The sequence below is a fragment of the Sphingobium sp. TomMM35A genome, assembly GCF_054771735.1.
Window position 1 is genome coordinate 457,899 of record NZ_BSRC01000002.1, and the last position, 14,258, is coordinate 472,156.

At 63.0% G+C, this 14,258-nt stretch carries 14 protein-coding genes; 5 read left to right on the top strand and 9 right to left on the bottom strand.

Annotated features, from left to right (window positions below; all coding sequences use genetic code 11):
* Positions 1 to 24 precede the first annotated feature (24 nt).
* Positions 25 to 1,344: an MFS transporter gene (locus ACYU8T_RS15195; RefSeq protein WP_097093259.1), complete on the bottom strand. Its 1,320-nt coding sequence runs from the start codon at positions 1,342 to 1,344 to the stop codon at positions 25 to 27.
* A gap of 217 nt (positions 1,345 to 1,561) precedes the next feature.
* On the opposite strand from ACYU8T_RS15195, the gene ACYU8T_RS15200 reads away from it, so the two are divergent.
* Complete coding sequence (locus ACYU8T_RS15200) at positions 1,562 to 1,843, top strand: hypothetical protein (protein ID WP_097093258.1); 282 nt, start codon at positions 1,562 to 1,564, stop codon at positions 1,841 to 1,843.
* 64 nt (positions 1,844 to 1,907) lie between these two features.
* Here ACYU8T_RS15200 and ACYU8T_RS15205 read toward each other — a convergent pair whose 3' ends face one another.
* The 8 genes from ACYU8T_RS15205 to ACYU8T_RS15240 form a co-directional block, all read right to left on the bottom strand.
* Entirely contained in the window at positions 1,908 to 2,702 is a 795-nt protein-coding gene (locus ACYU8T_RS15205) for an SDR family NAD(P)-dependent oxidoreductase (protein ID WP_201516431.1), read from the bottom strand.
* Positions 2,703 to 2,720: 18 nt separating this feature from the next.
* Positions 2,721 to 3,956 (bottom strand): serine hydrolase domain-containing protein, encoded by a 1,236-nt coding sequence (locus ACYU8T_RS15210; RefSeq protein WP_461160126.1) that lies wholly within the window; start codon positions 3,954 to 3,956, stop codon positions 2,721 to 2,723.
* A gap of 61 nt (positions 3,957 to 4,017) precedes the next feature.
* Positions 4,018 to 4,779, bottom strand: coding sequence for a 3-hydroxyacyl-CoA dehydrogenase (locus ACYU8T_RS15215; protein WP_201516433.1), 762 nt, complete (start codon positions 4,777 to 4,779; stop codon positions 4,018 to 4,020).
* 17 nt (positions 4,780 to 4,796) lie between these two features.
* Positions 4,797 to 5,216, bottom strand: coding sequence for a nuclear transport factor 2 family protein (locus ACYU8T_RS15220; RefSeq protein ID WP_097093254.1), 420 nt, complete (start codon positions 5,214 to 5,216; stop codon positions 4,797 to 4,799).
* 21 nt (positions 5,217 to 5,237) lie between these two features.
* Positions 5,238 to 6,122, bottom strand: a complete 885-nt coding sequence (locus ACYU8T_RS15225) for a crotonase/enoyl-CoA hydratase family protein (RefSeq protein WP_097093339.1) — start codon at positions 6,120 to 6,122, stop codon at positions 5,238 to 5,240.
* Between the two features lie 2 nt (positions 6,123 to 6,124).
* Positions 6,125 to 7,099 (bottom strand): NAD(P)H-dependent flavin oxidoreductase, encoded by a 975-nt coding sequence (locus tag ACYU8T_RS15230; protein ID WP_449469763.1) that lies wholly within the window; start codon positions 7,097 to 7,099, stop codon positions 6,125 to 6,127.
* 18 nt (positions 7,100 to 7,117) lie between these two features.
* Entirely contained in the window at positions 7,118 to 8,176 is a 1,059-nt protein-coding gene (locus ACYU8T_RS15235; protein WP_461160127.1) for a phosphotransferase, read from the bottom strand.
* Positions 8,173 to 9,351, bottom strand: coding sequence for an acyl-CoA dehydrogenase family protein (locus ACYU8T_RS15240; RefSeq protein WP_461160128.1), 1,179 nt, complete (start codon positions 9,349 to 9,351; stop codon positions 8,173 to 8,175). Before ACYU8T_RS15240 ends, ACYU8T_RS15235 begins: the two co-directional genes overlap by 4 nt.
* 136 nt (positions 9,352 to 9,487) lie before the next feature.
* Here ACYU8T_RS15240 and ACYU8T_RS15245 point away from each other — a divergent pair, with 136 nt between their 5' ends.
* From ACYU8T_RS15245 to ACYU8T_RS15260, 4 genes are all read left to right on the top strand, one after another.
* Positions 9,488 to 11,083, top strand: a complete 1,596-nt coding sequence (locus tag ACYU8T_RS15245; RefSeq protein ID WP_461160129.1) for a class I adenylate-forming enzyme family protein — start codon at positions 9,488 to 9,490, stop codon at positions 11,081 to 11,083.
* Between the two features lie 135 nt (positions 11,084 to 11,218).
* Entirely contained in the window at positions 11,219 to 12,265 is a 1,047-nt protein-coding gene (locus ACYU8T_RS15250; protein ID WP_461160130.1) for a hypothetical protein, read from the top strand.
* Between the two features lie 59 nt (positions 12,266 to 12,324).
* The gene (locus ACYU8T_RS15255; protein WP_461160131.1) at positions 12,325 to 13,392 is read left to right on the top strand and encodes a hypothetical protein; all 1,068 of its coding nucleotides are present in this window, start codon (positions 12,325 to 12,327) and stop codon (positions 13,390 to 13,392) included.
* The gene (locus tag ACYU8T_RS15260) at positions 13,389 to 14,135 is read left to right on the top strand and encodes a glucose 1-dehydrogenase (RefSeq protein WP_461160132.1); all 747 of its coding nucleotides are present in this window, start codon (positions 13,389 to 13,391) and stop codon (positions 14,133 to 14,135) included. The genes ACYU8T_RS15255 and ACYU8T_RS15260 overlap by 4 nt, the downstream gene beginning before the upstream one ends.
* Positions 14,136 to 14,258: the final 123 nt, after the last annotated feature.

Sequence of the window (14,258 nt, forward strand, 5' to 3'; positions counted from 1 at the left end):
GCTCACGCCGCGCAAGCCCATTCTTCAGGCAGAAGGCAGTTGGCTTTCGACCAGTGAGCCGCCCGACTTCCCTCGCTTCCAACTGATGACCAGAATGGACAGCAGGTGCCCCACGGCAGGGCCGATCGCGAAGAACATATGCATGCCCGTGATCCCCTCTGTGCCGGATGACCGGGGGTCGAAGCCCAGGAACCCGACGACCGACAGGGCTATTCCCACCGCCACCGCATAGGCCGCGTTGGTCGTCACGTTGAACACGGACGAAAACAGCCCTGCCCGTTCGACGCCGCTCGCCTCGCGATGGCGGTCCGCCACGTCATATATCATCGATCGCAGCATCAGGTTGCCCGATCCCTGCGTCAGGCCCTGTCCGATGATCAGCAGGATGAACAGCCACATGCGGTCAGGCGTCAGGAACAGGACCATCAGGTTGATCACGACCTGGACGCCCTCGGCCATGATCAGCGTCCTTAGCCGCCCGAACCTGTAGCTGATCCGCGCCCATAGCGGAGCCGCAAACATGCCGAATGCATATTGCAGCATCAGCAGCAGGGCAGGCGATGCCATGCCCATGTAGCGCGTCACGAAAAAGAGGAATACGGCAGTCCGGAAACCCTGCCCGAGCGCAACGAAGAAGTCCGACGCCACGATCCGCCAGAGCGCATGGTCGGTCAGCACCGTCCTGATACCCTCGCGCCAATTCGCTGCCACCGATGTGCGCGGACCAAGCGGCGGCTCGCGGAACAGCAAAGCGATCAGCAGCATGCCAATGGCAAGGACGACCGCCACCAGCGCTCCCATCGATCCTACCCGCGCCTCCGGATTGCCGCGCCCAAGAGCGTCCAGCACTGCGGGCAAGACCAATACCAGGAAGATGCCGATGGACGAGCCCGTCTGTATATAGGCCTGGATACGCGCCCGCTCGACTGGCGACGACGCCATCTCCCCGCCCCAGGCGTAAAGCGGCGTGGATGTCGCAGTCCACCCCAGGCACAGCAGCAACAACCATCCGCCTAGATAGAGCGGCGTGGCTCCGGCAGGTGGTGAAAAGACCGCCAGGAGCGACAGCAGGAACAGCAGGCCGCCGCCCAGGATCCAGGGCTTGCGCCGCCCGATCCGCGTGCGGGTATGATCCGATGCCCACCCGATCATCGGGTCGGCCGCCGCGCTCCACAACCGGCTGATCATGAAGACCAGGCCAACGGTCGCCAGGTCCATGCCGATCACAGTCGCGTAAAATGCAGGCAAATAGGTTTGAAGCGGGATGTTGAACCCGCCCGTCGCGATGCTGATAACTGAAAATCCGGCGAGGCGTGGCCCCGACTCGCGCGTCTGGCTGGTCATGCACGATACCCCTTGGGCCGCTGGACAAGCTCTTCAATCATCCTGCCTGAACCCTCTCCACAGTGCACATCGAAGCTTTCCCAACCGCCTGTACCACCGAAATCCGCCGAATTTCCGAACCGGAAACGCAAATTGCATTTTTTGCAACAAGGGGTGTCTTATTTTTTCTTCTATCGCGTGCTATCGGCCCGGCCGTCCATTTAAAAGGGGTTCCATCATGAAGTTTTCCTTTGCTTTCGCGGCGGCTCTGTCGCTGTCCGTTTCTGCAGCCGCTATCGCTGCCGACGCACCTGTCATCAAGCAGAACGCGCTGGTGAAGACCGCTGACGGCCGCAAGGTCGGTTATATCGACCGCATCCTCAAGGACAGCGCTGGCGTGCCGACCGCCGTCCAGATCATCTACAGCGGCCGCTTCGTCGTCATCCCCGCCACCACGCTCAGCGCGGCGGAAAAGGGCCTGGTCACCAGCCTGACGGCCAAGGAAGTAAACCGCCTCTAAATCTTGCCAGAGGGCGCTGCGTCTCGAACGCGGCGCCCTTTGCCGGAGGTGGTTCTGCCGCCCCCTATTGCCGTTGCGAGTTGATGTTTCCGCCGTCGACGACGATTTCCGCGCCAGTCATATAGCTCGCCTCGTCCGACATCAGGAACCGGATCACGCGCCCCAACTCTTCGGGCGCACCATAGCGACCTAGCATGATCCGCCGCTCGAAATGGCCCGGCAGTTGGGCCTTCGTTTCCGCGATGATCGGCGTGTCGATCATGCCTGGACTTACAGCGTTGATGCGCACCCCATCCGCCGCCAATTCATCGGCCATCGAATGGACGAGCGAGATTACAGCGCCCTTCGCCGCGCTGTAAATCGGGATCATCCCATTGCCGAGCGTCGCATTGATGGACGAAAGCGCCACGATCGCGCTCCCTGGCAAGGACCGCAAATCTTCGCGGAAAGCCTGTGTCATCAACACGAGCGAACGAACATGAAGCGCCAGCCCCGCGTCCCAATTTTCCGGCGTCACCCCGTCTATGCCCGTCGCTTCGGCGGTTCCCGCGCAATGGACGATGCCGCCGATCGCGCCGATCGCCGCGCGGGTCGCTATCGCCGCCGGTGTCACGGCCTGCGGGTTGCGCAGGTCAACGCTAAGCCCCGCCGCACGGACGCCGTAGCGGCCCTCGATGATTCCCGCCGATCCGGCCGCGCCTTCTGCATTGATGTCCCACAGCGCCACGGGCCGCCCCACCGCAGCCAAGGCGTGAGCCGCCGCCAGGCCGATACCGGACGCGCCGCCCGTGATGACAACCCCGGTGCCCGGTGATCCCAGGCTTGGCGTGAAATCGGCGTCGTTATCCAGTACCGGCATGGCAGCCGCTCCTCCTTCCTATTGTTTCTCCAAATCCCGGTAGGCCGCCGCGACGATCTCCGGCCGCATGCTGCCGTTCAGCCAGGACGGCCAATATTGCGTCAGGTACAGCAGGAAGAACTTTCGTTCGGGGTCCATCCAGCATGCCGTCCCTGCCGCGCCCGGCCAGCCGAACACCCCGGCGGGCACCGCGCCGGGCCAGTCGAAGAAGCTGTTGGTCTGCTCGCTTGCCTGCAAGGACACGGACATGCCCGCGCCCATGCCGACATTCGACAGCGTGTAGCCGATCGGCAGGTCGACATGTGTCACCGCTTCGGGCAGCAGGTTCGACCGGGCGAGCCGCACAGTTTCCGGCTTCAGCACGCGCACGCCATCCAACTCACCCTCGTTGAGCAGCATGGCGGCAAAGCGGGAATAATCATGCGCCGTCGACACCAGGCCACCGCCACCAGACGGATAATAGGGCCGCGCGTAGAGGCTGTCCGCCGCATCATCGGCCAATGCCCATGTCCCGTCCTCCTCCTGCTGTGGGAGGTCGGCAAAGCGGGCGGCTTGATCCGCCGTGATCGAAAAGCCCGTGTCCACCATGCCGAGCGGATCGAACAAGCGGGTCTTCAGGAATGTCTCGAAGGGCATGCCCGATGCCACTTCGATCACCAGCCCCAGAACGTCGAGCGCAACGCTGTAGTCGAACCGTGTACCGGGATCGGTCGCCAATGGCAGCGCGGCGATGCGCTCACCCAGTTCGGCAAGGGTCGCCGGAACCGGGAGGTCACCCGGACCCGGCACCCACTCCCGCGTGCCAGGCGTCACGCCATGCTTGGCATAGAGGGCGCCAAGCGTCATGCCGTCCATGCCGAAGCCTGCCGTATGGGTCAGCAGGTGGCGGATGGTGATCGGGCGGGCCGCGGGCCGCGTCACTTCCGGGTCTTCCCCTTCGATGACGCGCATCTCTGCGAAGGGCGGCAGTATCTCGCCGATCGGCTGGTCCAGGCCAATGACGCCATCTTCGATCAGCATCATCGCGCCGATGCCCGTAACCGGCTTCGATTGGGAATAAACGCGGAAGATGGACCGCTCGTCCACCACATCCTTGCGCGCATAGCCCAGCACGCCTTCGCCATGATAGCGGACCGGACCATTTGCCGTTCCCCAGGCAAGGATACCGCCCGATATGACGCCCTGCTCGACAAACTCGCGCAGCTTCGCCTCGGTTTCCGGCAAATTGGTCACATCCCGGCTGATCTCGTTCACGGCAGCAGTCCTTCCCACATTCTCCAAGAAGGCGATCCGCCTCCTCATTCAGTACAGACGGTCAGCGCGGTCCCATGCGGATGGCGCCGTCCAGACGGATGACTTCCCCGTTCAGCATCGGATTTTCAATGATATTCTGAACCAGCTTCGCAAATTCTTCCGGTTTGCCCAGCCGCGACGGATGCGGGACTTGCTTGCCCAGCGAATCCTGCGTTGCCTGTGGCAGGCCTTGCAGCATCGGCGTCAGGAAAATGCCCGGTGCGATCGTCATCACGCGGATGCGATGCTGTGCGAGGTCACGCGCGATCGGCAGCGTCATGCCCACCACACCGCCTTTGGATGCAGCGTAAGCAGCCTGCCCAATCTGCCCGTCAAAGGCGGCGACGGACGCGGTATTGACGATCACGCCAGCTTCCTCCCCGTCCAACCCCGCGGCGGCAAGCTTCGCGGCAAAGCGGGAAATGACGTTGAAGCTGCCGATCAGGTTAATCTCAACGGCCTTGCGGAATGCGTCCAGCGGATGGGGCGAACCATCCTTGCCCACGACACGGAAGCCGGGCGCGATGCCAGCGCAGTTCACCAGCACACGCGGCGTCCCCAGCTTCGCCTCCGCCGCTGCCAGCCCGGCGTCCACGGACTCGGCGCTGGTCACGTCCACATGATGGAAGCTGCCGCCCAATCGCTCAGCAAGACGCGCGCCAGCTTCCTCGTTCAAATCGAAGATCGCGACGCGCGCGCCAAGTTCCGACAGCCGTTCGGCAGTTGCGCTGCCCAGCCCCGAAGCGCCGCCGGTGATGACGACGCACAGATCCTTGATGTTCACGACCGCTCCTCCGTGGCTTAGAAGTCCAGGCTGAACGACTGGTCGAACTGGATGAAGCGGTGGGCGATCTTCCACCCTTCGCCCGTCTTCACGACAGTATCGCGCTGGCGGCCGCTGACGACGATCTTCGCGTCCATGGGAGCTTTGCCCGCATTGACGTTCATGAAAGCATATTCCGCATACACCGCGCCATCCTTCTCTGACACGATCATGTTGAAATTGAAGTGGCGGTTCTTGCCCTCGGCCTGCCGGTCGGACTCCTTGGCATGTTCGACCTGGGCCTCCACACCAGTGTAACGGATCTCCAGGCCTTCCATCTCCACCTCGACATCAGGCGTGTAAACGGTGGCCAGGCCTTCCCAATCACCATAGTCGGAGCAGCGGGTGAAGCGCGCGATCAGTTCCTGAATCGCGATCTTGTCTTCCAATGTGATCATCTTGCATCCTTTCCGTTCGAATTACTTGTCGCCATACCAAGGGAAGAAGGACGGCATTTGCGACGCCTTCCCCGTAAACTCCGCTGGCCGTTTTTCATTGAAGGCGCGAACCCCTTCGCGGCCGTCCGCCTGGCTGGTGTAGAATACCGCCAACGATTCCGTCAGATGGGCCTGCCACGGATCGGGCTGCGCGCTGTTGCGGTTCAGCATCTGGCGGATCAGCGCGATCGATACGGGCGATCGGTCCTTGACCAGCGAGCGGGCAAAGGCCTTCGCCTCCTCGACCAGCGTCTCAGCCGGGAACACGGCGCGAACCAGTCCCTTCTCATGCGCTTCGGCGGCATCGAAGATATCGGCCTTGTAAGCCCATTCCAGCGCCTGCTCCAAACCGACGATGCGCGGCAGGAAGAAGGAGGAGCACGCCTCCATCGTGATGCCCAGCCGTCCGAAGACAAAGCCGAAGCGCGCCTTTTCCGACGCGAAGCGGAAATCCATCGGCAACAGCATGGTCGAACCGATGCCGACCGCCGCGCCATTCACCGCCCCGACGATCGGCTTCAGGCAATCATACATGGCCATCGCCACGCGACCGCCGGTGTCTCGCACGCCCTTCAGGATCGCCGGATCATCGCCGCGCTCGCGCAGATCCTCCATGGTCGGCGTCATGCTCTCGTCCAGGCCGAAGACATTGCCGCCGACCGACAGGTCCATCCCCGCGCAGAAGGCGCGGCCCTCGCCCGTCACCACGATCACCCGGACGGCATCATCCTGGCTCGCCCGGCCATAGGCATCGATCAGCTCCTCGCACATCTCGACGGTGAAGGCGTTGAGCTTGTCCGGCCGGTTCAGCGTCAGCAGCAGGACGCCATCATCCTCGACCTCATAGCGGATCGTATTGTAGTGCATGCTCATGCCTCCCCGGTCAGCGCCACGGCGCGACCCAGCGCCTCGCGGCATTCACCCACGATGCGCTCGATCAATTCGGCGCAAGTTGGAATATCGTCCATCAGGCCGATGCCGAGCCCGGCCCAGACCAGCCCGCCATCCACTTCGCCGCTTTCCAGCGCCGCGCGCCCTCGCGCGCCTGCCACGAGCGGCCGGATGTCCTCGAACGTCGCGCCGGGTTCCCGTTCCTTGACGTTCACCTCCTCGGCAACGGCATTGCGGAACACACGCGCCGTGTTGCGCAGCTGGCGGAAGATCAGCGTCGTGTCGCGCTCCGTACCCTGCACCACCGCCTGCTTGATCGCCTCATGGATAGGGGCTTCCTTGGTCAGCATGAACCGGGTGCCCATAGTCACGCCTTCAGCGCCCAGAGCCAGCGCCGCCGCCATGCTGCGCCCGGTAGCCATGCCGCCTGCCGCCAGGATCGGAATGTCCAGCGCCCGCGCCGCAGCGGGGATCAGCACCATGCCCGGAATATCGTCCTCGCCCGGATGGCCCGCCGCTTCGAACCCGTCGATCGACACCGCATCGACCCCTGCGCGCTGCGCCGACAGCGCATGGCGCACGGCCGTGCATTTGTGCACGATCTTGACGCCCGCCTGCTTGAACCGCGCGATGAACTCGGCGGGACTGCGCCCGGCGGTCTCGACCACGCCAACGCCCGATCCGGCAATGACTTCGGCATAGGCTTCGTAAGGGACCGGTTGCGCGGTCGGCAATATGGTCAGGTTCACGCCGAACGGCTTGTCGGTCATCGTCCGGCACCGCTCGATCTCGGCGGCCAGCGCTTCGGGCGTCGGCTGCGTCAGCGCCGTCAGGATACCCAGACCCCCGGCGTTGGACACCGCTGACGCCAGTTCAGCGCGGCCCACCCACTGCATGCCACCCTGGATAATGGGATAGCGCGTGCCGGTAAGCTCGGTAATCCGGGTCTTCATTCCACCATTCCCCTTTGATCAGGCCGCTTCCGCCTCGCTCCATCCCAATTGGGCGAGCAGCGGATATTGCGCCGCCAGTTCTTCTGCATGCGCCGATGCGGCCGTGCCGCGCAGTGCCCTTGCCTTAATGCCATGATAGATGGCCGCAAGCCGGAAAAGAGCGAAGGCGCGGTAAAAGCCGATATGGCCGATCCCGTCCCGCCCGGTCCTGCGGCAATAGGCGGCGATATACGCCTCCTCCGGCATCAGCTTCAGCGCGGCGAAATCGGCACCCCGCAAGCCGGACAGGATGGTGGGCGGCAGCCGGTACATCATCAGATGATTGACGAAGTCGGCAAGCGGATGACCCAGCGTTGAAAGCTCCCAGTCCAGCACTGCCGCCACGCGTGGCTCAGTCGGATGGAACACCATGTTGTCGGCACGATAGTCGCCATGGACGATCCGGCTTTCATCGCCTGCCGGAATATTCGTCGGCAACCATTCGATCAGCCGGTCCATGTTTGGATCGCGGCCAGCCGCTTCGTCGCTCAGATATTGGCGCGACCAGCGCGCGATCTGCCGCTCGAAATAATTGCCCTTCTTCCCGAAATCATCGAGACCCAACGCCACCGGATCGAAATTGTGAAGCTGCGCCAAAGTCGCGTTCATGGCGTCGAAATACGCAACCCGCTCTTCCGCCGCGACGGTCTCGAAACGTGAATTCCAGAAGACGCGTCCTTCGACGCACTCCATCACGTAAAACCAGCTGCCGATCACCGCATCGTCCGTGCAAAGGCCGTAAATGCGGGGCACCGGAAAACCCTGCTTGCCAAGCGCGCCTATCACCCGCGCCTCTCGATCCACGGCATGGGCACCGGGCACCGTCACGCCGGGCGGCTTGCGGCGCATGACGAAGGATCGTCCTGGCACGTCCAGCCGGAAAGTCGGATTGGACTGCCCGCCCTTGAACTGGCGAACGGTCAGCGGGCCTTGCGCTTCGGGCACATTCTCGCGCAGCCATGCCTGCAATGCGCCCTCATCAAAACGATGCGCCTCGCGCACGTCGGAAAGCCCTGCGTTCAGCTCCTCGGCATTCATGACTTTGCCAGCGCCTCTCGCTTGATCTTCTTGGCGAGCGACCATTTATGCACCTCAGTCGGCCCATCATAGATGCGGAAGGCGCGAATTTCGCGGAATACCTGCTCCACGATCGTGTCATGGCTGACCCCGGTCCCGCCCATCACCTGAACGCAACGGTCCGCCACCCGGAACAGCGTTTCCGATACGGCGACCTTCGCCATCGAGCTTTCAGTGATCGCCTTTTCGCCTGAGTCCAATACGTCCGCGCACCAATCGATCATCAGCTCGCACTGTTTCAGGTCGATCAGGTTGTCGGCCAGCATGAAGCCGACGCCCTCATGATCGATCAGCGGCTTGCCGAACGCCTGCCGCTTGACCGCATAGTCCGTCGCAATCTCGTTCGCCCGCGTGGCAGCGCCCAGCCAGCGCATGCAATGGGTGAGCCGCGCCGGGGCGAGCCGGACCTGCGCATAGGCAAAGCCCTCATGCGGCGCGCCCAGCACCGCGTCGGGCGGCAGGCGCAGATCTCCCACCTTCACCACCGCATGGCCGCCCGGCATCGAGCTGTCGATCGTACCGATCAGCCGTTCCTGCACCAGCGCGGGATGCGGCAGCGGGACGAGGAACATCGTTGCAGCGGCCGCGCCGTCATCCCGCTCCGTCTTGGCCATCAGGATCGCGAAGCTGGCTCCGGCAAACCCGGTAGCGAACGCCTTGCGCCCGTTGATCACCCACTCGCCACCCTCCAGCCGCGCAACGGTTTGCATCATCGACGGGTCCGATCCGGTTCCGCCCTCCGCCGCCGGCTCGGTCATCAGGAAGCAGGAGCGTCCGTTGCCTGCGACCATCGGATCGAGATAGCGGCGCTTCTGCTCCGCCGTGGCGACTTTGCCCAGCAGGAACATATTGCCTTCGTCAGGCGCATTGGTGTTGCAAGCGAGCGGCCCGAGCGGCGAAAGCCCCGAAGCGCGCAGCACGCGCGCCGTCGCCCGGTGGCTAATGTGCGTTCCGTCGGCGCGGATATGCGGCGTCAGGACGCCTGCCTCACGCGCCTTGGCGCGCATTTCCTGCACCAGCGCGTCCAGCGGGCCATGATCGTCCCGCCGGTCATCCTTCTCATAGGGGATCACCACGTCGCGGACGAAATTCTCGACCTTGCGGACGATCGCCGCATCATCCTCATGATCTGCCATGGCTTGTCTCCGCTCCTTTTCGTTGGCTGGCGCTTGCCAAGGGAAGAAGCACAATGCAAGGTGTAATTAGAAAGCCCTGTAAGGGCTTCGTCACCGGCATAGCATAACAGGCCGGATGGAGAGGACCGATAAAGAGATGAAGCATCTGCAACTCCGCAAGGAAGTGCATCACGGCAGGCTGGTCTATTGCCATCAGGACCGCCCCGCAGACATTTACGCCATGTTCCTGGACGCCGTCAGCCGGTCGCCCGAAGCCATCGCGCTGGTCGATGGCGAAGAGCGGTGGAGCTATAGCTTCCTCGCCGCCCGCGTCGCCATCTGCGCGGCGCGCCTCACGTCCCTGGGCCTGGCAGCGGGCGACCGGCTCGCCATCCTTCTGTCCAACCGCGCAGACTATTCGACCCTGCTGCTGGCGGCGGCAAGGCTGGGCCTGATCGCCGTGCCCATGAATATCCGCCAGCGTGCCCCCGAAACCGCCTATGTGCTGAATGACAGCGGCGCGGCGGCGATCATCTTTGACGACGCGCTGGAGGACCAGCTGCCCGACCGATCCGACCATCCTCAGCTGCGCCACTGGCTGCGCTATTCCGACGAAGCCGCTTCATGGTCCAACGCTGAAGCCGAGCCGCCGACCGACGCCCCGCACCGCTCCGCCGTTGGCGAAGATGATCCCTTCTGCATCCTCTACACCTCCGGCACCACCGGCCGCCCCAAGGGCGCGGTGCTTACCCACCTCGGCCTCGTCACCAACTGCATCGGTAGCCAGCAGCATCTTGGCTTGCGCGATGGCGAGTCGATGATCCTCGCCGTACCCGCCTCTCACGTAACCGGCATCGCGCTCATCCTGATGCTCGGCATCCGGGTCGCGGGCAAGGTGGTGATGCAGCAGGCGTTCAAGGCCCGCCCCTTCCTGGAACTCGCCCAGGCCGAACGCATGAGCTACGCCATCATGGTCCCGGCCATGTACAAGCTGTGCCTGATGGAGCCGGACTTCGCTGGCTTTGACTTGTCGAGCTGGCGGATCGGCGCGTTTGGCGGCGCGCCCATGGCCGAATCCTGCATCGAAACGCTTGCCGCCCAGCTCCCCCAACTGACGTTGGTGAACATCTACGGGTCGACCGAGACATCCTCCCCGGCGGTCATGATGCCGCTCGGCGACTGTCCCGCTCATCCGGACAAGGTCGGCAAGGCGCTGCCTTACGCCGACATCCTCATCATGGATGAGGAAGGCCGCGAGCTCCCGCGCGGGGCGCAGGGAGAAATCTGGATCGCAGGGGCGATGACCATAGCCCGCTACTGGAACAATCCAGAAGCGACGGAGCGCGGTTTCACCGGCGGCTATTGGAGGTCCGGCGACATCGGCACCATGGACGCGAACGGCTATATCCGCGTGCTCGACCGGATGAAGGACATGATCAATCGCGGCGGCTTCAAAATCTATTCGGTGGAAGTCGAAAACATGCTCATGTCGCATGAAGCCGTCACCGAAGCCGTTGTCGTCGGCAGGCCCTGCCCGGTACTCGGCGAACGAGTCGAGGCTTTCGTGGTCGCCCCCGGCCAGTCGGATGGCACGGCCCTGCGCGACTTCTGCGCGCGCAATCTTTCCGACTACAAGGTGCCCGACCATGTCTACATCGTAGAGGGGCCGCTCCCCCGCAATCCCAACGGCAAGTTGCTGAAGACCGCAGTCCGTGAATGGCTGCCCGAGATGTCGGCGGACCAACCTGCCTGAAGTACAGCATGTGTTGTCATATCTTGCGAACCCCGGAAGAATAAGTTAGGATTCACTCAGTAACCGAACCGCCACAGCTCTCACGGGCTGCAAACCAAACGGCGGACGGCGATGTAGGTACTCAGGAGAGTTGACATGACCACCCAGTTCCGCCCCGTGGCCCCGCCGCAGATCATCGAAAACGCCTATACCGACGACCAGCATCGCCGCATGCTGAATGTCGTCCGGGAAAACGGTCCCTGGTCCTTGATCCTGGCACAGCATTTCAAATCACCCGAGGAAGTCGTGGCTACCACCTCCGGCGGCCTTCCAAAGGGCTTTACGCCCACATGGGACATGTTCCTCTCGCCGGTATTCCGGGGCTATTTCGCGCAAGGATCAACAGTCCAGCATCCAGAGATCGAAGATTGCTTCTTCAACCATAAATTCCTCGATTTGGTTCGCGGCTACTGGAAAGCGGACTATGCTCGCCCCGACAATATGCTGTTCAACATTCAGGGCCCCTGCCGTGGCAGCGAGACGCCCCATGTCGATGCCACCCGTTTCCGCGGCATCTCCATGCAGACGTCGCCGGTTTGGCTGATGAACATCATGGTGAAGTCGGGCCTGTTCGAACATTGGCGCGCGAAAAAGGCGCAGGTGATCACCTGGTATTACAAGGGCAAGATCGGCGGCGGCTTCAACTATTGGCCCGATGGTCCGCAGGGCAAGCCCGCGCAGATCAAGGCACCGATGTGGAGCCGCGCCGTCGTCGTCGAAAATGAAATGATGTACCACACGGCCGAAGCCAGCGGCCCTGCCGCCCTTCGCCAGCCCGAAGGACTTGCGATCAACTCGCTCATCAGCGCCGACCCCGAAGATCCCAATGGCTGGCAGATCACGACCGACGGCAAGGTCATCCAGAAGATACCCGAAGACGAGTTCCGGTTCCTCATCCACTGGGGTGCGGACATCTTCATGGATTATAGCGAACTGAAGCGCTCGCTCGACCACACCGACGACATCAGCAATGATCAGGTGTTCGACATGCTGATCGCCGATCTGCGCGCCCGCGGCGCCACTTTCGAGGTGCCGAGCGACCCGCTCACCGATCAGCAGTTCATCCGCCTGCTGGTCCAGACCTATGATCCCGGCAAGCCATCCATCTTCCCGCCGGAACCGGAGGAAGCACTGGCCGCCTGACGAAGAAATGCATTGAGGGCGGCGGCAGTATAAAGATCGGATGATAACGGAGAGGACCCATGGAACCATCGAAGCGCCGCCGCCCCATGACGCCGATCGTGCCACCACGGCCGATCAGCGACATCTTCACAGATGCTGAAAATGCACAGATGATGGACATCTTGCGCACCCAGGGTCCGTGGAAGTTGATCCAGGCCATCCACTTCAGTTCAGCGGAAGAAATGCTCGCCGTTTCGACGCCCAAGGGCGAACGAAATCAAAATATCACCTTGGCGGACCTTCTGACCCCGGCGTTTCGCGGCACCTTCGGCAATAATGGCCTGCCCTATATCGATGAAGCGCATGACATATTCTACAGCCGCAGGTTGCTCGATCTGGTCAGGCAAATGCACGGAGCGCGATACGGAGCGCCCTATCTCTTCCAATTCAACATCAACGCACCCTGTCACGGCTTTGACCCGGGTCATATCGACGGTCGCAGCTGGCGCGGGCTCGATCCGACCAACATGCCCGCATGGCTGGGCGCGGTCATGGCGAAATCCTGCCTCTTCGACTCATGGGAAGTGAAGGCGGGCCAGGTGATCGCCTGGTATTATGACTGCGACATCGATGGCGGCTTCACCTACTGGCCCGATGGCCCGGATCGCGCGCCGCAGCGCCTGACCGCACCCATCTGGAACAGCGGCCTGGTAACCGACAATCAGCATATGTTCCACCGGGGCGAGGCATCCGGCCCGCGCGAAAAGCGCGACATGGCGGTTGGCATGACGCTTCAATCGATGATCGAAGCGGATGGCGAAGATGGATGGCGCATCATCGACGGCGATCGCATCGTCGCCCGTTATGAAGCCAGCGACATGCGCATGCTCTTCCACTACAGCGCGCATGTGTTCACCGACATGGCGGACCTGAAGCGCTTCTACGATCACACCGACGACCTCACCACCGATCAAGCCTTCGACATCATGATCGCGGACCTGAAGGCGAAGGGCATTCCAGTAACGGTCCCGACAGACCCGATGTCCGACCCCGATTTCATCGCGACGCTGGCGGCTGCCTATGCCACCAGCCCCACCAGCTATCACCCAGATGCGCCGCTGGAGTCCCGGCACAAGATGGCTGCATGACGGCACGCACCTTCGGGCTTGAGGGCAGGACCGCGCTCATCACCGGCGCAAGCAGCGGACTCGGCGCGCATTTCGCGCGCACGCTCGCTGCAGAGGGTGTTGAGCTGGTCCTGACCGCGCGCAGGGGCGACCAGCTGGAAAGCCTCGCCGCATCGCTCCCCAACGCGCGAGCCATCACGCTCGACGTGCAGGACGCCACCTCCATCGATCGCTTGTGGGATGCGGTTGGCGCCGTCGACATCCTGATCAACAATGCGGGCATCGCCACCACCGGACCAATGCTCGATCAGGACGTGACCCAATTCGACCGCGTGATGGATACCAACGCGCGCGGCGCTTATCTCGTCGCGCGCGGGGCGGCGCGCGCGATGGTCGCGGCAGGCACGCCGGGCAGCATCATCAACATCGCCTCCATCCTGGGCCTTCGACAAGGGGCTCAGCTTGGCCCCTACTCGATTTCCAAGGCCGCCGTGGTACAGATGACCAAGGCAATGGCACTGGAATGGGCGCGCCACAGCATCCGCGTGAATGCCCTCTGCCCGGGCTATATCGTCACGCCGCTGAACGAGCATGTCTGGGAAACGGACACGGGCAAGGCGATGATCAACAGGATCCCGCAGCGCCGCATTGGAAGTCCGGAAGATCTTGACGGCGCCCTGCTCCTGCTCGCGTCGGACCTTGGCGCTTACATCACCGGCGCGGAACTGGTGGTCGACGGCGGCCATCTCGTCAGCTCGCTTTAGCGTAAGATCAGTTCTAAATAATCGTCACCCCGGACTTGATCCGGGGTCCCACTTTTTGTGTCACGCTGCCGAAAGAGCGGGACCCGGGAGTGACGGCAAGAACCTGATTGCGGACGCTCCCCT

What these genes read in the sequence shown, in the direction of transcription:
- ACYU8T_RS15200 (WP_097093258.1), top strand. Translation starts at nt 1,562, where the DNA reads ATGAAGTTTTCCTTTGCTTTCGCGGCGGCTCTGTCGCTGTCCGTTTCT.
- ACYU8T_RS15245 (WP_461160129.1), top strand. Translation starts at nt 9,488, where the DNA reads ATGAAGCATCTGCAACTCCGCAAGGAAGTGCATCACGGCAGGCTGGTC.
- ACYU8T_RS15220 (WP_097093254.1), bottom strand. Translation starts at nt 5,216, where the DNA reads ATGATCACATTGGAAGACAAGATCGCGATTCAGGAACTGATCGCGCGC.
- ACYU8T_RS15235 (WP_461160127.1), bottom strand. Translation starts at nt 8,176, where the DNA reads ATGAATGCCGAGGAGCTGAACGCAGGGCTTTCCGACGTGCGCGAGGCG.
- ACYU8T_RS15195 (WP_097093259.1), bottom strand. Translation starts at nt 1,344, where the DNA reads ATGACCAGCCAGACGCGCGAGTCGGGGCCACGCCTCGCCGGATTTTCA.
- ACYU8T_RS15230 (WP_449469763.1), bottom strand. Translation starts at nt 7,099, where the DNA reads ATGAAGACCCGGATTACCGAGCTTACCGGCACGCGCTATCCCATTATC.
- ACYU8T_RS15250 (WP_461160130.1), top strand. Translation starts at nt 11,219, where the DNA reads ATGACCACCCAGTTCCGCCCCGTGGCCCCGCCGCAGATCATCGAAAAC.
- ACYU8T_RS15240 (WP_461160128.1), bottom strand. Translation starts at nt 9,351, where the DNA reads ATGGCAGATCATGAGGATGATGCGGCGATCGTCCGCAAGGTCGAGAAT.
- ACYU8T_RS15225 (WP_097093339.1), bottom strand. Translation starts at nt 6,122, where the DNA reads ATGCACTACAATACGATCCGCTATGAGGTCGAGGATGATGGCGTCCTG.
- ACYU8T_RS15260 (WP_461160132.1), top strand. Translation starts at nt 13,389, where the DNA reads ATGACGGCACGCACCTTCGGGCTTGAGGGCAGGACCGCGCTCATCACC.
- ACYU8T_RS15205 (WP_201516431.1), bottom strand. Translation starts at nt 2,702, where the DNA reads ATGCCGGTACTGGATAACGACGCCGATTTCACGCCAAGCCTGGGATCA.
- ACYU8T_RS15255 (WP_461160131.1), top strand. Translation starts at nt 12,325, where the DNA reads ATGGAACCATCGAAGCGCCGCCGCCCCATGACGCCGATCGTGCCACCA.